We start from the raw sequence: 19,372 nt of genomic DNA, 5'->3' as shown, positions 1-19,372 counted from the left end.
GCGGCGTTCACGCTTCGGTAAGGTTCGGGCGCTATGCGTTGACGGGCACGTGACCGGGGCCCCATCGGTGAGGCACCGACACGGGAGACACGAATGCGCCTGACCCTATCCGCCCTGCTGCTGGCGACCGCGATGCCGGCCACCGCCGAGACGCTGCGCTACGCCGCGACCTCCGATCCGACGACGCTGGACCCGCATGCGGGGAACTCGGCGCCGGTCTTCTCGCTCTTGGGCAACGTCTACGAGGGGTTGGTGCGGCGGGGCCGCGACATGTCGATCGAGCCGGCGCTGGCCACGGCGTGGGAGCCGATCGGCGACGGCGAGGGCTGGCGCTTCACCCTGCGCGAGGGCGTGACGTTCCACGGGGGCGAGGCGTTCGACGCGGAGGACGTGGTGTTCTCCTACGAGCGGGCCTCGTCGCCGGAATCGGACACCGCGTCGTGGTTCGCGGGCGTGACGGAGGTGCGCGCGCCGGACGCGACGACCGTCGAGATCATGACGGCGGCGCCGAACCCGATCTTCCCGGACAGCATCGCCAACTGGATGATCATGGATTCCGGCTGGGCCGAGGCGAACGGCGCGACGCGGCCCGCGATCGAGACGGGGAACTTCGCCACGCTGAACGCCAACGGCACGGGCGCCTACCGCGTGACCGAGCGGCAGCCGGGGCTGTCCACGACGCTGGAGGCGTTCGACGGCTGGTGGGGCGAGGAGCGGGGCAACGTGACGACAGCCGTGTTCACCCCGGTGCAGAACGCGGCGACCTCGGTGGCCGCATTGCTGTCGGGCGAGCTGGACCTGATCGAGCCGGTGCCCGTGCAGGACGCCGACCGGCTGGACGCGGCGCCCGACGTGCAGGTGATCCGCGGGATCGAGGCGCGGGTCATCATGCTGGGCTTCCCGCACGACGCCGGGACGCTGGTCGGCGGGGGCGAGAACGTGCTGGCCGATCCGGTGGTGCGGGGCGCCATCGCGCAGGCTGTGAACGTGCCCGCGATCCTGCGCACGGTGATGCGCGGCTCGGCCGAGGAGGCGTCGCAGCTGGTCTCGCCCGCGATGCGCGGCTTCACCGAGGGACTCGAGCGGCCCGCCTACGACGCGGAGGCGGCGCGCGCGGCCATCGCCGGCGCGGGGGCCGAGGGCGCGCAGGTCTCGCTCAAATGCCCGAACGACCGCTACCTCAACGACGAGGCGGTGTGCACGGCGATCACCGCGATGCTGGAGCAGGTCGGGCTGGACGTCACGCTGGAGACCATGCCGGTCGCGCAGTACTGGCCGGAGCTGCGCTCGCCCGCGCACGACATGTACCTGCTGGGCTGGTCGCCGGGGACGTTCGACGCGGAGCACCCGATCCGATTCCTCGCGGCGACGCCGGACGAGGAGGCGAAGCTTGGATCGTGGAACTTCGGCGGCTACTCGAACGCGCGCGTGGACGAGCTGCTGCCGATGATCCAAGCCGAGATCGACGACGCGGCGCGCCAGGCGATGCTGGACGAGGTGGCGACGATCCTCGCGGAGGACACGGCCTACGTGCCCCTCTACGTGCAGCCGCTGCTCTGGGGCGCGCGGGCGGGGATCGACCTCGTGCAGCGCCCGGACAACTTCGTGGTGCTGCGCTGGATCGAGATGTGACGGCGCGGGCGCGGCCCGTGCCGCGCCCCGATGCACGGGGAAGCGCGGCGCCGCGGCCCGCGTCGAGCCCCGCTGCCTGAGGTCGCGCCGCGGGCCGCGGTCGGGCGCCGCGTGCCCGGTGGGGCCCGTCCGCCTCTCGCGGTCATCCGCACCCCGCGGTTGGCCGCACCCCGTAGCCTGTCCTCACGTCGCGTCCCGTCCGACCTTGCGCGCCGTCCGACCTCGCGCGCCGTTCAACCTTGTGCGCGGTCCGATCTCGCGCGCCGTCCCTACCTCCTAGCCCATCCTGCCCCCGAGCTCCTCCGCACCTCGCGGCCCGTCCGCCCCTCGCGGTCGTCCGCACCGTACCGCCTGTCCTCACCTCGTGGCCCTTCCGACCCCGCAGCCTGTCCGACCATGTGTCCCATCCGACCTCGCGCCCCGTCCGACCTTGCGCGCGGTCCGACCTCGCGCGCCGTCCGACCTTGCGTGCGGTCCGCTCTCGCGCCCCGTCCGATCTAGCGCACCGACCGACCCTGCGCGCGGGTCTATTCCGCGCCGTCCCTACCTGATGGCCCATCCTCCCCCGAGCTCCTCCGCATCTCGCGGCCCGTCCGCCCCTCGGGGTCGTCCGCACTCCACCGCCTGTCGTCACCTCGTGGCCCTTCCGACCCCGCAGCCTGTCCGACCTTGTGCCTCATCCGATCTCGCGCGCTGTCCCTACCTCATGGCCCATCCTGCCCCGAACTCCCCCGCGCCTCGCGGTCCGTCCGCCCCTCGGGGTCGTCCGCACCCCATCGCCTGTCGCCACCTCGTGGCCCTTCCGACCCCGCAGCCTGTCTGACCTCATGCCCCATCCGGCCTCGCGCGCCGTCCGACCTTGCGTGCGGTCCGCTCTCGCGCGCCGTCCGATCCAGCGCGCCGACCGACCTTGCGCGCGGGTCTATTCCGCGCGCCGTCCCTACCTCATGGCCCATCCTGCCCCCGAGCTCCTCCGCACCTCGCGGCCCGTCCGCCCCTCGCGGTCGTCCGCACCCTGCCGCCTCTCCTCACCTCGGGGCCCTTCCGACCTCGCAGACTGTCCGACCTTGTGCCCTATCCGAACTCGCGCCCCGTCCGTATCCCTTGACCCGTCTCGGCCTCTCGAACTTCCGCGTCCCGCAGCCAGCTGCCACCTCGCGGTCGTCCGTAACCCCACAGCCCGCCCGCCTCTCTCACCCCCTTCGACCGCGCACCCCGTTGGACGTCTCGCGCCCCTTCCGACCTCGCGCGCCGTCCGCACCTCATGTCCCATCTTAGCGTCACGGTCGTTCGTACTCCGCGGCCCGTCCGCACCTCGCGGCCCGGACCGACCTCGCGCGCCGTCCGCACCTCATGGCCGTCCGCGAACCGACGAGGCAGATCGGCGGGGCGCATCGACCGCGGCCGTATCCGTGGATCGGATCGAAGGAGGAGGCTCGGCGGCGCTGAGTCGAGGCCCGGGTCGGGGGTGGAGCATCCGAGCGGGTCGAGGGGAATGCGCTGGGGATCCCCCGCGCGCGAACGGTGCGAGGTGGCGCGAGGGCGCCGGGCACGGTCGCCCTTGGATTGATGGACGCAATGAACGGGGCAAGGATCGGCGTTCGGTGGCAAGCGGCGCTAGGCCGCGCGGGCGGCGGGCGCCCCTGGCAGGCTGAGCCGCGTTGCCGATGTCGCGCGAGAACGGGATCCCGTTCTCGACGTTGCCGCGGCAGGGCACGCCGCACCACGCCCGATGCGCTTCGTCTCCGGAGCGGCGGGACCGGCGGAGGGCCAGCCCTAGAGTATGGGGGGTAGAGCGGGGGCCCTGCCGCGACCGCGGCGCGGTCGGCTGCGTCGAGGGTTTGTGATTCCGCAGGAAACGGGCACGCCGTCGTTCGTCGGGGATGGGCAAGGCGACGGCGTTTGGGGCGATCCTTTCGGCATCGTCCCGTGAGCGAGCGGGACAGCCCCCGCCGTGGAGCCGAGCACCGAAGGGATAGGCGCGCGGTCTCTCGGGCGGATGACCGTGCGGGGGCCTTCCACCGCGGTCCTCGTGCCGCGACCGGCGGAAAATGGTTCTCATTGGCCGCGCCACGGGGATCGCCGGAGCGCAGCGGAGCGGGGTCGTCGCCTTCGACGCCGAACTTCCCGGTGGCGGCGACGGACGCGGCAGCGCCAGCGATACGGAGGCTCTCATCGAACTTTAACATGCCAGGAACGGGACAAGCATGCGCGCAGGGCAACTGGTTCCCGGAGCTGGTTGGGCCCGTTCGGTGCGGGAGTCCGCAGCGTGCGGACGGAACGCCGGGGCGAGCCGGCGGCTCGAAGACAGTCGCGTGAGGGAGACCGGTTCGCCGACGGCGGGGGCGACGCCCTGCGGGTGGACGGCGGCCGTCGCGGCCCGCCTCCCATCGACGACGACCGAGGTGGCCAGGAGGAGGCGGGACGGGTGGCGGAGCCACCCTCGCGCCGGGACGCGGTGCCTCGTCGGGAGAGGCGCGCGCGTTTGCCGCCGCGTGAGGGGAGGGGCGACGGTCGGGCTGCGGTCGTCAGGCAAACCGCGTTCGCAGGCACGGCCATGGACGGATCGCCGAGCTTGCTTTACGTTACGTCATCTTCACAGGAGGCGATCATGGCTGACGACGCAGGACAGACCCTGTCCGGCGCGGAACTCGCGCGGGCGCTCTCGGACGGCACGATGGAGGACGGCGACGGGGGGCCGTCGCTGGAGGTGATGGTGAAGGCGGGCGAGGCGGAGGGGACGGTGATGGTCTCGCAGGCGGGCTGCTCGGACTGGGTGGCGTTCCCCGCCGCGGCCATCGAGCGGGCCGAGCGGATCGGGTCGGCGCCGTGCGAGGGGCATTCGCACCCGATGATGCGCCTGACGCTCGCCGCGCCGGAGGACGCGACGGCGGCGGCGGCGCTGGCCTTGCTCGGGCAGCGGGCGCGGGGCGGTCGGGCGGGCCGCATGGCGGAGGGCCGAGACCGGGGCGCGGACCGCACGCCGGCGATGATGCGGGCGTTGGCCGGGCGCGCGGGGCGGGGCCGGGGCCTCGGGCTCGGCGGCGTGATCGGGGGGTGGGTGCCGCCCGACGGATCGACGGCGGGCTGCTACCTCGACTGCTTCCTCGAGGACCTCGCCTGCGACGCCCATCCGGTCATCTGCGAGCTGCGGTCGGCCATCTGCGACATGCGGTGCGAGGGGCTGCTGCCGCGCCTCTGACGCGTCCCTGCGGGCGGGGCGGGCGCCGGCGCGCTTGACCCCGCACGGCCCCCGCGCAAGGTGGGGGCGATGTTCGCCTACATCCTCCGCCGGATCCTGCAGTCGGTCCTCGTGCTCTTGGCCGTGGGGCTGGTGGCGTTCGCGATGTTCCGCTTCGTGGGCGACCCGATCGATTCCATGCTGGGGCAGGAGCGGACGGTCGAGGACATCGAGCGGCTGCGCGAGCGGCTGGGGCTGAACGACCCGTTCCCCGTGCAGTATTTCGACTTCATGGCCCGCGCGGTGCAGGGCGACTTCGGCATCTCCTACCGGCAGGCGCGGCCCGTGGCGGACATCATCGCCGAGCGGCTGCCCGCGACGCTGGAGCTTGCGTTGATCTCAGGCGTCTTCGCCATCGCGCTGGGGATCGGGCTGGGCATCTACACGGCGATCAACCGTCGCGGCGTGCTGGCCAACGCGATCATGTCGGCCTCGCTGATCGGGGTCTCGCTGCCGACCTTCCTGATCGGCATCCTGCTGATCTACGTCTTCGGGGTGCAGCTGAGGTGGCTGCCGACCTTCGGGCGGGGCGAGGTGGTGGACCTCGGGTGGTGGACGACGGGGCTGCTGACCGTCTCGGGGCTGAAGTCGCTGATTCTGCCCGCGATCACGCTGGGGCTCTATCAGATGACGCTGATCATGCGGCTGGTGCGGTCCGAGATGCTGGAGCAGCTGCGCGCCGACTACGTGCGCTTCGCGCGGGCGCGCGGCCTGTCTGAGCGCGCGATCCGCCTGCGCCACGCGCTGAAGAACACGCTGGTGCCGGTGATCACGGTGACGGGCCTGCAGCTGGGGTCGATCATCGCCTTCGCCATCATCACCGAGACGGTGTTCCAGTGGCCGGGGGTGGGCCTGCTGTTCATCAACGCGGTGCAGTTCGTCGACATCCCCGTGATGGCCGCCTACCTGATGTTCATCTCGGTCATGTTCGTCGGCATCAACCTGGTCGTGGACCTGCTCTACGTGCGGGTCGATCCGCGGCTGAGGGCGGAGCGATGACGGACGCGCCCATGCTCGACGTGCCGCCGGACGCACCGGTCAAGCCGCCGTCGCGGTGGCGGCGGATGGTCGAGTCGGACCTGTGGTACGCGTTCCGGACCTCGCCCGTGGCCATCGTCGCCTTCGCGGTGTCGACGCTGCTGATCCTGTCGGCGGTGTTCGCGCCGTGGGTGGCGCCGTCGAACCCGTTCGATCCGGCGTCCCTCGACCTGATGAACGGGTTCACGCCGCCGATGACGCCGAACGACTTCACGGGCGCGACCTTCCCCATGGGGACGGACGACCAAGGGCGGGGGGTGTTCTCGACCATCCTCTACGGGATGCGGATCAGCCTGTTCGTCGGGTTCATGGCGGTGGCCTTCGCGATGGTGCTGGGGATCACGCTGGGGCTGATCGCCGGATGGGCCGGGGGCGTGGTGGACGCGGTCATCATGCGGGTGGCGGACATCCAGCTGACCTTCCCGTCGATCCTCGTGGCGATGCTGATCTTCGGGATCGCCAAGGGGGTGATCCCCGTCCAGAACCGCGACGACATGGCGATCTGGGTGCTGATCATCGCCATCGGCCTGTCGGACTGGGTGCAGTTCGCGCGAGTCGTGCGGGGGGCGACGATGGTGGAGAGCCGCAAGGACTACGTCTCGGCGGCGCGGCTGGCGGGGCGGCGGGGGCCGTCGATCCTGTTCCGGCACATCCTGCCCAACGTGCTGTCTCCGGTGCTGGTGATCGCGACGATCTCGCTGGCCTTGGCCATCATCGCGGAGGCGACGCTGTCCTTCCTCGGGGTGGGCGCGCCGCCGACGCAGCCGTCGCTCGGGACGCTGATCCGGATCGGGCAGGACTACCTGTTCTCCGGCGAGTGGTGGATCCTGTTCTTCCCGGCGGCGACGCTCCTGATGCTGGCGCTGTCGGTGAACCTGCTGGGCGACTGGCTGCGCGACGCGCTGAACCCGAGGCTCCGATGACGCCGACCCTCTCGATCCGCGACCTGACCGTCGACATCCCGACCCGGCGCGGCACGCTGCGGGTCGTGGACGGGGTGTCGTGGGACATCGCGGCCGGCGAGATCCTCGGGGTCGTCGGCGAGTCGGGGGCGGGGAAGTCGATGACGGGGGCCGCCGTGATGGGGCTCTTGGACCGGCCGGCGCACGTGTCGGGGGGGACGGTCGCGCTGAAGGGCGAGGCGCTCGACCCGAACGACGAGGACGCGATGCGGGGCGTGCGGGGGCGGGGCATCGGGATGGTGTTCCAAGACCCGCTGACCTCGCTCGACCCGCTGATGACCATCGGGGACCAGCTGACCGAGACGATCCGGCGGCACCTGCCGGTCGGGCAGGGCGAGGCGCGGGAGCGCGCGGTGCGGGCGCTGGAGGAGGTGGGCATCCCGGCCGCCGCCGACCGGCTGGACGCGTGGCCGCACGAGTTCTCGGGCGGGATGCGGCAGCGGGTGGTGATCGCGCTGGCGCTCTGCGCGGAGCCGGACCTCGTGATCGCGGACGAGCCGACCACGGCGCTGGACGTGAGCGTGCAGGCGCAGATCACCGCGCTGCTGAAGCGGCTTTGCCGGGAGCGGGGGACGGCCGTGATGCTGATCACCCACGACATGGGCGTGATCGCCGAGACGGCGGACCGGGTGGCGGTGCTCTATGCCGGGCGGCTGGCGGAGATCGGGCCGGTGCGCGACGTGCTGACCGATCCCAAGCATCCCTACACCCAAGGGCTGATGGGCGCGACGCCGGCGGCGTCGGCGGGCAAGGGGCGTCTGTGGCAGATCCCCGGCGCGATGCCGCGCGCGGGAAGCCTGCCGGACGGCTGCGCCTTCCACCCGCGCTGCGGCAAGGCGCAGGACGTGTGCCGCCGCGATCCCCGGCCGGAGGTGGGCAGGGCGCATCCCCGCGCCGCCTGTTGGTTCCCCGTGGGCGAGGGCGCGGAGGCGACGGCATGAGCCTCGCGGTGGTGGAGGGGCTGACGCGGCGGTTCGACGTGTCGAAGCCGTGGCTGGAGCGGGTGATCGGGCGGCAGCCGAAGCGGTCGCTGACCGCCGTGTCGGACGTGTCGATGACCATCGAGGCGGGCCGGACCTATGCGCTGGTGGGCGAGAGCGGGTCGGGCAAGTCGACCATCGGGCGGATGGTGGCGGGCCTGCTGCGGCCCTCGGAGGGCGAGGTGCGGATCGACGGCGAGGCGGTGCGCGCGCCGCGCGCCGACGTGCAGATGATCTTCCAGGACCCCTACGCCTCCCTCAACCCGCGCTGGCGGGTGGGCGACATCGTGGCCGAGCCCGCGCGGGCGCGGGGGATGGAGGTGGAGCCCGGCGCGCTCTTGGAGCGGGTGGGGCTGCGGGCGATCGACGCGCAGCGCTATCCGCACGAGTTCTCGGGCGGGCAGCGGCAGCGGATCGGGGTGGCGCGCGCGCTGTCCTCGCGCCCCCGGCTGATCGTGGCGGACGAGCCGACGAGCGCGCTGGACGTGTCGGTGCAGGCGCAGGTGCTCAACCTGATGAAGGACCTGCAGGAGGAGACGGGGATCGCGTTCCTGCTGATCTCACACGACCTGACGGTGATCCGGCACATGGCCGACGTGATCGGGGTGCTCTACCTCGGGCGGCTGGTGGAGGAGGCGGCGCCCGCGACGCTGTTCGAGCGCCCTGCGCATCCCTACACCGCGATGCTGATCGACGCGGCGCCCAAGCTGGACGGGTTCGGGCGCGAGGTGCCGCCGCCGGTGGGCGAGATCCCCGACCCGATCGCGCCGCCGCCGGGCTGCGCCTACAACCCGCGCTGCCCGCTGGCGATCGACCTGTGCCGCCGGGAGCGCCCCGCGCTGGAGCCGGTGGGGCCGGGCCGCGCGGCGTGCCACCGGGCGGGCGAGGTTCGGCTGGAGGGCGTGGCGTGAGGTTCCTCGACGTCCGCCACCCGGCGTTCCGCCCGCTCTGGGCGCGGCTCGTCGCGGTGGCGGTGCCGGGGGCGTGGGCGGCGTTCGAGGCGGCGCGGGGCGAATGGCTCTGGGCCGGGGTGTTCGGAGCGGCGGCGGCCTACCTCGCGTGGGCCTACCTGATCGCCTTCGACCCCGCCGACTACGAGCGGTGATGGCGGAGACGGTGGGATTCGAACCCACGGGCCGCGTGAACGGCCAACGGTTTTCAAGACCGCCGCATTCGACCACTCTGCCACGTCTCCGGTCCCGCGCCTGCTAGCGCGGGGGATGCCCCGACGGAAGGGGCGCGCGGCCCATCACGGGCGCGTCAGGCGGGCTTGCGGGGCGGGGGGCGCATCGCGCAACAGGGCCGGGACGCAACCGAGGGGCGAACCTATGCTCGACGGCGCCGCCCGCCGCCTGATCGACCCGCCGCTGGACGCGCTGGGGCGCGGCCTCGCCGCGCGGGGCGTGGGCGCCGACGCCGTGACGTGGGCCGGGCTGGCGCTGGGGCTGCTCGCCGCGCTGACGATCGCGCTGGGGGCGCCGGGCTGGGCGCTGGTGCCGCTGCTGGCCTCGCGGCTGCTGGACGGGCTGGACGGGGCGGTGGCGCGGGCCACGCGGCGCACGGACCTCGGCGGCTTCCTCGACATCTGGTGCGACTTCGTCTTCTACGGCGCGGTGCCCTTGGCCTTCGCGGTGCTGGACCCGGCGAACGCGACGGCGGCCGCCTTCCTGCTCTTCGCCTTCTACGTCAACGGGACCAGCTTCCTCGGCCTCGCCGTGATGGCGGCGAAGCGGGGGGTCCAGTCGACGAAGCAGGGCCTCAAGTCGCTGCACTACTCCGCCGGGCTCTTGGAGGGGACCGAGACGATCCTGTTCTTCGTCCTGCTCTGCCTGCTGCCTCAGTTCTTCGCCCCGCTGGCATGGGGGTTCGGGGCGCTCTGCCTCGTGACCGCCGCCGCCCGCGTCCTCAACGCCCGCCACACGATCGGATCCTGAATGCGCGCCCTCCTCGCCCTCGCCCTCCTCGCCACGCCGGCCTTCGCGGACCAGCCCGACCCGACGGACTGGGACGCCGTGCTCGCCGAGGCGGAGGGGCAGACCGTCTACTGGAACGCGTGGGGCGGCTCGACGACGACGAACGACTTCATCGCGTGGATCGGCGAGCAGGTATCGGAGCACGGCGTGACCTTGGAGCACGTGAAGTTGTCGGACACGGCGGACGCGGTGGCCCGCGTCCTGTCGGAGAAGGCGGCGGGCGTGGACGCCGGCGGCGCGGTCGACCTGATCTGGATCAACGGGGCGAACTTCGCTTCGATGAAGGAGGCGGACCTGCTGTTCGGGCCGTTCGCCGAAAGCTTGCCGAACTGGCGCCTCGTGGACGTGGACGGCAAGACGGTGACGACCGACTTCACCGTGCCGACCGAGGGGTTCGAGAGCCCTTGGGCCATGGCGCAGGTGGTCGTCATGCATGACACGGCCACGGTGCCCGAGGTGCCGCGCTCGGCTAAGGCGCTCCTCGACTGGGCGCGGGCCAACCCGGGGCGGTTCACCTTCCCGCAGCCGCCGGACTTCCTCGGGACGACGGTGCTCAAGCAGTTGCTCATCGAACTGGTGGAGGATCCCGCCGTCCTGCAATCCGCCGCCGGGGACGACTACGACGCGGTGACCGCGCCGCTCTGGGCCTATCTGGACGAGTTGACCCCGCTGCTGTGGCGCTCGGGCGAGGCCTATCCGCAGACCGGGCCGCGCCAGTTGCAGTTGATGAACGACGGGGAGATCGACATCGCCTTCTCCTTCTCGCCGGGGGAGGCCACGGCGGCGATCGCGAACTTCGAGCTGCCCGAGACGGTGCGGACGGCGGTGCTGGAGGGCGGCACGCTGGGCAACGCGTCCTTCGTGGCGATCCCCTACAACGCGGCGAACGCGGCGGGCGCGATGGTGGTGGCGAACGAGCTGCTCTCGCCCGAGGCGCAGGCGCGGGCGCAGGACCCGGACGTGCTGGGCTACGGCACGGTCTTGGACATGGAGGCCCTGTCGCCCGAGGACCGCGCGCGGTTCGAGGCGCTGGACCTCGGGATCGCCACGCTCTCGCCCGCCGAGCTGGGGCAGGCCCTGCCGGAGCCGCACCCGTCGTGGGCCGAGCGCCTCGCCGCCGAGTGGGTGGAGCGCTACGGCGCCTGACATGCTGCGCCCCCTGCCGCTCCTGACCGTGCTGGTCCTCGCCGGGCCGGTGGCGCTGGGGCTGGCGGGGACGGTGCTGCCCGCGTTGGGCTGGCTGCCCGCCGCCGGGCTGACGGGGTGGTCGCTCGCACCTCTCCGGGCCGTGGCGGACTGGCCGGGCCTGCCCGCCGCCGCCGGGGTGTCGCTGTCCTCCGGGCTGCTCTCGACGGCGGGCGCGCTGCTCGTGGCGACGCTGCTGCTCGCGGGGTGGCACGGCACGCCGGTCGCGCGGGCGCTTGAGCGGCTTCTGTCGCCGCTGCTCGCGGTGCCGCACGCGGCGGCGGCCTTGGGCCTCGCGTTCCTGATCGCGCCCTCGGGGTGGATCGTGCGCGTCGCCGCCGGGCCGCTGGGCCTCGACCGCCCGCCCGACGCGCTGGTGGTGCAGGATCCGTGGGGCCTCGCCCTCACGGCGGGGCTGATCGCCAAGGAGGTGCCGTTCCTGCTGCTGATGATGCTGGCCGCGCTGCCGCAGGCCGACCCCGCCCGCCGCCTGCGCGTCGCGCGGTCTCTGGGGCAGGGCCGGGTGGCGGCATGGCTGAAGGCGGTGTTCCCGACGGTCTATGCGCAGGTGCGCCTGCCGGTGCTGGTGGTGCTGGTCTACGGGATGACCAACGTGGACGTGGCCGCGATCCTCGGGCCGTCGACGCCGCCGACGCTGTCGGTGCAGGTGACGCGGTGGATGGTGGACCCCGACCTCGCCATGCGCGCGGTGGGCGCGGCGGGGGCGGTCGTGCAGCTGGCGCTGGTCGCGGGCGCGCTGGCGGCGTGGCGGATCGGCGAGCGGGGCGTGGCGCGCGCGGCGTTGGCGTGGACCGTCCGGGCGCGGGGCCTGCCCGAGGCGGCGGCGCGGGGGACGGGCGCGGCGCTCGGCCTCGTCTCGGCGCTCGGCGTGCTGGGCGGGCTGGCGGCGCTGGCGCTGTGGTCGGTCGCGGCGCGGTGGCGGTTCCCCGACGCATGGCCCGAGGGGTTGACGGCGCGGACGTGGATGCGGCACGGGCCGGAGATGCTGGAGGTGGCGGGCGCGACCCTCGGCCTCGCGCTGGCGGCGACGGCGGCGTCCCTGCTGTTGGTGGTCGGCTGCCTTGAGGCGGAGCACCGCCACCGCCTCGGGCCGTCGCGGGCGCTGTGGCTGCTCTACTTGCCGCTGCTGGTGCCGCAGATCGCCTTCCTTCCTGGGCTCGCGCTGCTGCCGCTTTGGCTGGGGGCGTCGGCCGGGTGGGGCGCGGTCACGGCGGTGCACGTGGTGTTCGTGCTGCCTTACGTGTTCCTGTCTCTCTCCGGGCCGTGGCGCGCGTGGGACGACCGGACGGCGCGCGTGGCGGCGGGGCTGGGGCGCGGGCCGGACGCGGTGCTGTGGCGCCTGCGGCTGCCGATGCTGCTCGCGCCCGTCCTCACGGCCGTCGCGGTCGGCATGGCGGTGAGCGTCGGGCAGTACCTGCCGACCCTGCTGATCGGGGGCGGGCGCACCGCGACGCTGACCACGGAGGCGGTGGCCTTGGCCGCCGGCGGCGACCGGCGCGCCATCGGCGCGTGGGGGATCGGGCAGGCGGGCGCGGCATTCGCGCCCTTCGCCTTGGCGCTGCTCGTGCCCGCGCTGGCGTGGCGGAACCGCAGGGGGATGGGCCGTGGCTGACCTCTCGGTGGACGTGCGGATTGCGTGGGCGGGCACGCCGCTGGTCGCGCTGTCCGAGACGGTGGGGGCGGGCGAGGTGCTGACCGTGATGGGGCCGTCGGGGTCGGGGAAGTCGACGCTCTTGGACTTCGTGATCGGCGACCTCGCGCCGGGCTTCGCGGCGGAGGGGACGGTGCGGCTGGGGGGCGTGGACGTGACGGGCTGGCCCCCGGAGCGGCGGCGGATCGGTTTGCTCTATCAGGACCCGCTGCTGTTCCCGCACCTGTCGGTCGGGGCGAACCTCGCCTTCGGGATGCCGGGGCGGCGGGACCGGCGGGGGCGGGTCGAGCGGGCCTTGGCGGAGATCGGACTGGAGGGGACGGCCCGGCGCGATCCCGCGACGCTGTCGGGGGGGCAGGCGGCGCGGGTCGCGCTGATGCGGGTGCTGCTGTCGGAGCCGCGCGCGCTGCTGCTGGACGAGCCGTTCTCCAAGCTCGACGCCGAGCGGCGCGCGGCGATCCGCACCCTCGTGTTCGCGCGGGCGCGGGCGGCGGGGGTGCCCGTGCTGCTGGTGACCCACGACGCGGCGGACGCGGAGGCGGCCGGGGGGCGCGTCGTCCGCTTGGGCTAGCGCCGCCTGCGGCGCCGCCCCTCGCCGCCGGACGCCCCGAACGACACCTCCGGCAGCGTCACCGCCGCGCGCAGTTCGGGGAAGGGATCGACGGCGTGGGGCACGGCGTTGGCGGCGACGAAATGCTCTTCGAAGCGCGGTGCGATGGCCGTCTCGACCTTCTCGATGCGGCGGACCAGCACCTCGATCCGCGTCCGCGCGCCCCGATCGCACAGCGCCATGCGCGCCCCGTGCCCGGCGGCGTTGCCCGCGCCGGTGACCTTCTCGACGGGCGCGTCGGGGATCATGCCGAGCACCATCGCGTGAAGCGGGGAGATGTGCGCGCCGAACGCGCCCGCCAGCCGCACGGAGGCGACGCGGTCGACACCCAGCTCGTCCATCAGCAGCCGCGCGCCCGCGTAGAGCGCGGACTTCGCCAGCTGGATCGCGCGCACGTCGCCTTGGGTGACAAGGATCTCGCGGTCCCCGTCCGACCACAGGCGGTAGGCGTGGGTGCGGCCCTGCGCGACGCAGCGGTCCGTGCCCGTGGCCTCGGCCGAGCCGATCAGGCCGGTCGGGTCCATCAGCCCGGCGAGGCGCAACTCGGCTACCGCCTCGATGATGCCGGAGCCGCAGATCCCGGTGATCTCGCCCGCGAAGCCCGGCTCGTCGGACCACGCCTCGCAGCCGATGATGCGGATGCGCGCGGCCTTGGTGACGGGGTCGATCCGCACGCGCTCGATGGCGCCGGGCGCGGCCCGCTGGCCCGCGCTGATCTGTGCGCCCTCGAAGGCGGGGCCGGTGGGGGACGAGCAGGCGAGGACGCGGTTGCGGTCGCCGAGCAGGATCTCGGCGTTCGTGCCGACGTCTACGATGAGGGTCAGCTCGTCCGCCTCGTCCGGCGCCTCGGAGAGCGCGACGGCGGCGGCGTCGGCGCCGACATGCCCCGCGATGCAAGGCAGCAGGTAGGCGCGCGCGCCGGGCGCCGCCGACGTCATCCCGAGGTCGTGGGCCGCGAGGCGCAGGGCATCGGAGGTGGCGAGCGCGAAGGGTGCCTGCCCAAGTTCCACCGGGTCCACGCCGATCAGCAGGTGGTGCATCACCGGGTTGCAGACGATCACCGTCTCGAGGACGTCCGCCGCCGCGCGGCCCGCCTCGGTGGCCAGTTCCACGGCCAGCGCGTCGAGCGCGGCGCGCACGGCCTCGGTCATGGTGACGTCGCCGCCGGGGTTCATCATGGCGTAGGAGACCCGGCTCATCAGGTCCTCGCCGTAGCGAATCTGAGGGTTCATCACGCCGCCCGAGGCCAGCACCGCCCCGGTGGCGAGGTCGCATAGATGCGCGGCGATCGTGGTCGAGCCGAGGTCGATGGCGAGGCCCAACGGCGCGGGCTCGTGGAAGCCGGGATAGAGGGCGACGAGCGCGCCCTCGTCGTGGTTCACCGCCGCCGTGACCTGCCAGCCGCCCTTGCGGAGCGTCGTCTGGAGGCCGCGCAGCAGGGGCAGGGGGACGGTCAGGTCGTCCACCTGCCATTGCGCGCGCAGCGCGTCGCGCAGGCGCTCGAGGTCGCCCGAGGGCGCGTCCATGTCCGGCTCGGCGACGGTGACGAAGTGCATCCGCGTGGCAGGGTCCATCGTGATCGGGCGGTCCGAGGCGGCCTTGCGAACGACTTGCCGGTGGACTTGGCTCTCGGGCGGGACGTCGACGACGAGGTCGCCCATCACCTTGGCTTGGCACCCGAGGCGGCGGCCGGGCTTCAGGCCTCGCTTCTCCTCGTAGCGGGTCTCGACCGCGTTGGGGGCCGACAGGGCGTGGTCGTCCACGGTGAGGCCGAGCTTCGGATAGGCGCCCGATCCCGGCTCCACTTGGCATTTCGAGCAGATGCCCCGCCCGCCGCAGACGCTGTCGAGGTCGACGCCGAGGCGGCGCGCGGCGTCGAGGACGGGGGTGCCCACGGGAACGCGCCCGCGCTTGCCGGACGGCATGAAGACGACAAGGGGGTCAGCCATCCGCCCGGTCCTCCCGCATGCGCGCCACGCCGCGGGTCATCCCCTGCGCCGCCGCCGTCCGCCGCGCCCGCCGGGAGCCGCGTCGGGATCCTTGTTGAACGCGATCCACGCGGCGCCGCCGTCGTCGTGGTCCAGCAGGAAGTTCGCGGCGCGGATCGCCTCCATCTCCTTGCCGGGACGGGGCAGGGTGGAGCCCATGCCGAACAGCTTGACGAAGGCCTCGTCGTCCATCCCCTCCGGCAGGACGACGCCCGCCGCCTCGACGGCGGCCTTCTTCTCGGCGATCTTCTTCGGCCCCACGGGCAGCGCGACGGGGTTCATGATCGCGCTCGTCATACCGGCTTGGAAGGCCATCGGCAGGAAGGCGTTGTTGATGCCGTGCCGGTTGGGCAGCCCGAAGGAGATGTTGGACGCGCCGCAGGTCGTGTTGACCCCCAGTTCCTCGCGCAGGCGGCGCACCAGCGTGAACACCTGCTTGCCGGCGGTGGCCATCGCGCCGATCGGCATGACGAGCGGGTCGACCACGATGTCATGGGCGGGGATGCCGTGGTCGGCGGCGCGCTCCACGATGGTCTTGGCGACGGCGAAGCGGACGTCCGGATCCTCGCTAATCCCGGTGTCGTCGTTGGAGATGGCGACGACCGGCACGCCGTACTTGGCCACGAGCGGGAGGACGAGCTCCATGCGCTCCTCCTCGCCCGTGACGGAGTTCAGGAGCGGGCGGCCCTCGGCGGCGGCGAGGCCCTTCTCCAGCGCGCCGGGCACCGAGGAGTCGATGCAGAGCGGGCAGTCCGTGACGGCCTGCACCGTGCGGACGAGCTGCTCCATCAGGTCCGGCTCGACGAAGTTGTTGTCGGCGTAGCGGGGGTCCTCGGCCATCTTGTTGGAGAACACCGCGCCGGAGTTGACGTCGAGCACCGTCGCGCCCGCCGCCACCTGCGCCTGCGCGTCGCGCTCCACGCGGGAGAAGTCGCCGCGCTCCAGCTCCTCGTTGAGCACCTTGCGGCCCGTCGGGTTGATCCGCTCGCCGATGACGCAGAACGGCTCGTCGAAGCCGATCACGGTGGTGCGGGTCTTGGACTCGATGACGGTGCGGGTCATGCGGCGACTTTCGTATGCTTGTCGAGCCACGCGGCCGACGTCTTGATGCCCCCGAGGGGGAAGATATGCACGGCCTCGATCCCGAACCCCGGATGCGCGGCCTTGTGGTGGGCGAGGGCGGCGACGACCTCGTCGGGCTCGTAGGGCAGCAGCAGCTTGGTCACGTCCGCCGCGCGCTTCTGCAGCACCTTGAGCGACGGGCCGACGCCGCAGGCGATGGCGAACTTGAGGAGCGTCTGGAGCTTGGCCGGCCCCGCGATGCCGATGTGGATCGGCAGGTCGATCCCCGCCGCCTTGATCGCGTCGGCCCATGCGATGATCGGCTGCGCGTCGAAGGCGAACTGCGTGGCGAGCGCCATGCGGGCGTCCGTCGTCTCGGAGAAGCGCTGCTTCCAGCGCAGCGCGTCCGACACGTTCGCGTCGCCCCCGTCGGGGTCGATGTCGCGGTTGCCCTCCGGGTGGCCCGCGACGTGCAGCCGCTCGAAGGCGCCGAAGAGCCCCGTCTCCAAGAGCTGCATGGAGGAGTGGAAGTCGCCCGCAGGCTCGGCCACGCCGCCCGCGAGCAGCAGCGCTTGGCGCACGTCCGCCTCGGCCCGGTAGCGCGCGATCCACCCCTGCAGCGTGTCGCGGTCGGCGATGATGCGGGCGGGGAAGTGGGGCATCGGCTCCATCCCCTCCTTGCGCAGGCGCGCGGCGGTGGCGACCATCTCCTCGATGGGCGTCCCCTCGATATGGGCGACGTAGACGCGCGTGCCGGCGGGCAGGATCGCGCGGAAGTCCTCCACCTTCTCGGCGGTGCGGGGCATCACCTCGATCGAGAACCCCTGCAGGAACGCCGCGACCACGGGGTCGACGCGGTCCACCTCCTCGCGCTTGCCCAATCCGAACATCACTCGTGCCCCCCGGCCATGGCGACGGCCCTGAGCCGCGCGTCGTCCCAATCCGCCTCGATCTCCTCGGCGCGCGCCTTGGCGAGCGCGTCCGGATCGCCCTCGCGCTCGCCCTCGGGCACCTTGCGCCATTCGGCGAGGTAGTCGTCCGTCTCCGCCGCGCCGGAGCGCATGGCCGCGCGGTCGATCGCCTGCTCGAACCGCTCCGCCAGCTGCGCCTTGGCGCCCCGGCGCCCGCGCCCGACGATGACCTGCGCGGGGATGTCCCGCCAGTAGACGACCGTGACCTCCGGCATGCGCGCCCTCCCGTTTCCCTGCGGATAGGCCCGCGACCGGCGGACCCCGCGCCCGGAGGCGACACCGCGCGCACGGTCCGCGACTCCCATGCGCGACGGTCGCGCGCCCGTGAAAGACGTTCAACGGAATGGTGAGGCGCGGTCGGGACGCTTGCCCGGGCGGGGGTCGAGGCATTACCCTAGGGTCAACCCAAGCTCCGAGTCAGCCATGCCCCCCGAGACGCCCGGCCCCAGACCCCGGCCCGTCACACCGCCCGATCCCGGCCTCGCCCGCGCCCGCGGGCCGCAGCCGGTCGCGCCCGCGCCGACCGCCGAGCGGGCGGACCCGGCCGACCTCTACGCCGCGCTGGACCTCGGGACGAACTCCTGCCGGATGCTGATCGCGCAGCCCAAGGGCAGCCATCTGCACGTCGTGGACAGCTTCTCGAAGTCGGTGCAGCTGGGCAACGGGCTGGAGCATTCGGGCCGCCTGTCGCGCGGGTCGATGGCGCGCACCGTCGGCGCCCTGAAGATCTGCCGCCGCAAGCTGGAGACGCACGACGTCGATCCGAACCGGATGCGCCTCGTCGCGACGGAGGCGTGCCGCCGGGCGGCCAACGCGTCCGAGCTGATCGACCTCGTGGAGCGGGACGCGGGCCTGCGCCTCGACATCATCCAGCCCGAGGAGGAGGCGCGGCTCGCCGTGGTCTCCTGCGCGCCGCTCGTCTCGACCAAGACAGAGCAGCTGCTCGTCGTGGACATCGGCGGGGGCAGCACCGAGCTGGTGTGGATCGACCTCTCCGGCGTCCCGCGGATCGAGCGGCCCCGCGCCATCATGCGCCTCCACGCGGGCTTCGCGGGGCAGGCGGACGATCCGTTCCCCCGCGCCAAGGTGGTGGACTGGATCTCCATCCCGCTCGGCGTCGCCACCCTCAAGGACCAGTTCCGGGACGTGACCGACGATTCGGCGCGCTTCGCGCTGATGTCGTGGCACTTCGAGGAATGCCTCGCGGAGTTCTCGCCCTACGCCGACGCCGAGGGCGAGATCGACCCCGGCTTCCAGATCATCGGCACGTCGGGCACCGTCACGACCGTGGCGGCGACCCATCTCAACCTGCGCCGCTACGACCGGAACAAGGTGGACGGGCTGCGCATGACGAGCGCGCAGATCGACAAGGTGATCCGCTCCTACCTCGCGCTGGGGCCGGACGGGCGCCGCAACGACCCGCGCATCGGGCGCGACCGGCATCAGCTCATCATGTCGGGCTCGGCGATCCTGCAGGCGCTGCTGCGCGTCTGGCCGACGGACCGCCTCTCGGTCGCGGACCGGGGCCTGCGCGAGGGGCTGCTCTACGCGCAGATGTCGGCGGACGGGGTGCTGGAGGACGGACCCTACTGAGCCGCGAGGCCGACCGCCGGATCGTGGTCGAGCACCGTCTCCATGGCGACGTGGGTGGAGGTCGACGCGACGTGGGGTAGGCGGCTGATCGCCTCGCCGAGCACGGCGCGGTAGGCGGCGATGTCGCGGGTGCGGACCTTCAGCAGGTAGTCGAACGCCCCCGCGATCATGTGGCACGACTCGACCTCGGGCAGCTTGCGGATGGCAGCCGCGAACGCCTGCAGCGCGCCCTCGCGCGTGTCCGAGAGCTTCACCTCGACGAAGGCGACATGCGCGGCGCCGAGCCGTTCGAGGTCGATCTCCGCGCGGTAGCCCCGGATGACCCCCTCCGCCTCCAGCCGCCGCATCCGGGCGAGGGTGGGCGTCTTCGACAGGCCGATCCGCTGCGCGAGGTCGGTGACGGGCAACCGGCCCTCGACCGCGAGGATCGAGAGGATGGCGTGGTCGAAGCGGTCCATCCCGAAG

The 19,372-nt window shown here is 73.1% G+C and carries 17 protein-coding genes and 1 tRNA gene; 12 read left to right on the top strand and 6 right to left on the bottom strand.

Annotated features, from left to right (window positions below; genetic code table 11):
* The first annotated feature begins 93 nt into the window (after positions 1-93).
* From JQC91_RS09795 to JQC91_RS09765, 7 genes are all read left to right on the top strand, one after another.
* The gene (locus JQC91_RS09795; protein WP_203286648.1) at positions 94-1,632 is read left to right on the top strand and encodes an ABC transporter substrate-binding protein; all 1,539 of its coding nucleotides are present in this window, start codon (positions 94-96) and stop codon (positions 1,630-1,632) included.
* A gap of 2,611 nt (positions 1,633-4,243) precedes the next feature.
* Positions 4,244-4,834: a hypothetical protein gene (locus JQC91_RS09790; protein ID WP_203286647.1), complete on the top strand. Its 591-nt coding sequence runs from the start codon at positions 4,244-4,246 to the stop codon at positions 4,832-4,834.
* A gap of 69 nt (positions 4,835-4,903) precedes the next feature.
* A complete protein-coding gene (locus tag JQC91_RS09785) occupies positions 4,904-5,872 on the top strand; it encodes an ABC transporter permease (RefSeq protein WP_203286646.1) in 969 nt (322 codons plus the stop codon).
* Positions 5,873-5,883: 11 nt separating this feature from the next.
* Positions 5,884-6,834 (top strand): ABC transporter permease, encoded by a 951-nt coding sequence (locus tag JQC91_RS09780; RefSeq protein WP_203287505.1) that lies wholly within the window; start codon positions 5,884-5,886, stop codon positions 6,832-6,834.
* On the top strand, positions 6,831-7,814 hold the full coding sequence (locus JQC91_RS09775) for an ABC transporter ATP-binding protein (RefSeq protein ID WP_203286645.1): 984 nt from the start codon (positions 6,831-6,833) through the stop codon (positions 7,812-7,814). Before JQC91_RS09780 ends, JQC91_RS09775 begins: the two co-directional genes overlap by 4 nt.
* Positions 7,811-8,764 (top strand): oligopeptide/dipeptide ABC transporter ATP-binding protein, encoded by a 954-nt coding sequence (locus JQC91_RS09770; protein ID WP_203286644.1) that lies wholly within the window; start codon positions 7,811-7,813, stop codon positions 8,762-8,764. The genes JQC91_RS09775 and JQC91_RS09770 overlap by 4 nt, the downstream gene beginning before the upstream one ends.
* Positions 8,761-8,958: a hypothetical protein gene (locus tag JQC91_RS09765; protein ID WP_203286643.1), complete on the top strand. Its 198-nt coding sequence runs from the start codon at positions 8,761-8,763 to the stop codon at positions 8,956-8,958. The genes JQC91_RS09770 and JQC91_RS09765 overlap by 4 nt, the downstream gene beginning before the upstream one ends.
* Here JQC91_RS09765 and JQC91_RS09760 read toward each other — a convergent pair.
* Positions 8,959-9,048: transfer RNA gene (locus JQC91_RS09760), tRNA-Ser, on the bottom strand.
* 133 nt (positions 9,049-9,181) lie between these two features.
* Between JQC91_RS09760 and JQC91_RS09755 the strand changes: the two genes are divergently transcribed.
* The 4 genes from JQC91_RS09755 to JQC91_RS09740 are packed head-to-tail and all read left to right on the top strand — an operon-like array spanning position 9,182 to position 13,254.
* On the top strand, positions 9,182-9,787 hold the full coding sequence (locus JQC91_RS09755; protein ID WP_203286642.1) for a CDP-alcohol phosphatidyltransferase family protein: 606 nt from the start codon (positions 9,182-9,184) through the stop codon (positions 9,785-9,787).
* The gene (locus JQC91_RS09750; RefSeq protein WP_203286641.1) at positions 9,788-10,972 is read left to right on the top strand and encodes an ABC transporter substrate-binding protein; all 1,185 of its coding nucleotides are present in this window, start codon (positions 9,788-9,790) and stop codon (positions 10,970-10,972) included. It begins immediately after the preceding gene.
* 1 nt (position 10,973) lies between these two features.
* Positions 10,974-12,644, top strand: coding sequence for an ABC transporter permease (locus JQC91_RS09745; RefSeq protein WP_203286640.1), 1,671 nt, complete (start codon positions 10,974-10,976; stop codon positions 12,642-12,644).
* Positions 12,637-13,254 (top strand): ATP-binding cassette domain-containing protein, encoded by a 618-nt coding sequence (locus JQC91_RS09740; RefSeq protein ID WP_203286639.1) that lies wholly within the window; start codon positions 12,637-12,639, stop codon positions 13,252-13,254. The genes JQC91_RS09745 and JQC91_RS09740 overlap by 8 nt, the downstream gene beginning before the upstream one ends.
* Here JQC91_RS09740 and JQC91_RS09735 read toward each other — a convergent pair.
* The 4 genes from JQC91_RS09735 to JQC91_RS09720 are packed head-to-tail and all read right to left on the bottom strand — an operon-like array spanning position 13,251 to position 17,529.
* On the bottom strand, positions 13,251-15,242 hold the full coding sequence (locus JQC91_RS09735; RefSeq protein ID WP_203286638.1) for an ASKHA domain-containing protein: 1,992 nt from the start codon (positions 15,240-15,242) through the stop codon (positions 13,251-13,253). The two genes, JQC91_RS09740 and JQC91_RS09735, sit on opposite strands and share 4 nt — an antisense overlap.
* Before the next feature lie 36 nt (positions 15,243-15,278).
* On the bottom strand, positions 15,279-16,343 hold the full coding sequence (locus JQC91_RS09730) for a methyltetrahydrofolate cobalamin methyltransferase (protein WP_203286637.1): 1,065 nt from the start codon (positions 16,341-16,343) through the stop codon (positions 15,279-15,281).
* Complete coding sequence (locus tag JQC91_RS09725; RefSeq protein ID WP_203286636.1) at positions 16,340-17,233, bottom strand: methylenetetrahydrofolate reductase; 894 nt, start codon at positions 17,231-17,233, stop codon at positions 16,340-16,342. Before JQC91_RS09725 ends, JQC91_RS09730 begins: the two co-directional genes overlap by 4 nt.
* Entirely contained in the window at positions 17,233-17,529 is a 297-nt protein-coding gene (locus JQC91_RS09720) for a virulence factor (RefSeq protein WP_203286635.1), read from the bottom strand. Before JQC91_RS09720 ends, JQC91_RS09725 begins: the two co-directional genes overlap by 1 nt.
* A 208-nt stretch (positions 17,530-17,737) precedes the next feature.
* On the opposite strand from JQC91_RS09720, the gene JQC91_RS09715 reads away from it, so the two are divergent.
* Entirely contained in the window at positions 17,738-18,907 is a 1,170-nt protein-coding gene (locus JQC91_RS09715) for a Ppx/GppA phosphatase family protein (protein WP_203286634.1), read from the top strand.
* On the opposite strand, the gene JQC91_RS09710 is transcribed toward JQC91_RS09715, so the two are convergent.
* The gene (locus tag JQC91_RS09710; RefSeq protein WP_203286633.1) at positions 18,901-19,365 is read right to left on the bottom strand and encodes an Lrp/AsnC ligand binding domain-containing protein; all 465 of its coding nucleotides are present in this window, start codon (positions 19,363-19,365) and stop codon (positions 18,901-18,903) included. The two genes, JQC91_RS09715 and JQC91_RS09710, sit on opposite strands and share 7 nt — an antisense overlap.
* Positions 19,366-19,372: the final 7 nt, after the last annotated feature.

It is taken from the genome of Jannaschia sp. Os4, from assembly GCF_016820245.1.
GTDB lineage: Bacteria > Pseudomonadota > Alphaproteobacteria > Rhodobacterales > Rhodobacteraceae > Jannaschia.
The sequence above is the reverse complement of the archived record's forward strand: the minus strand, read 5'-3'. Positions and strand labels throughout refer to the sequence as shown.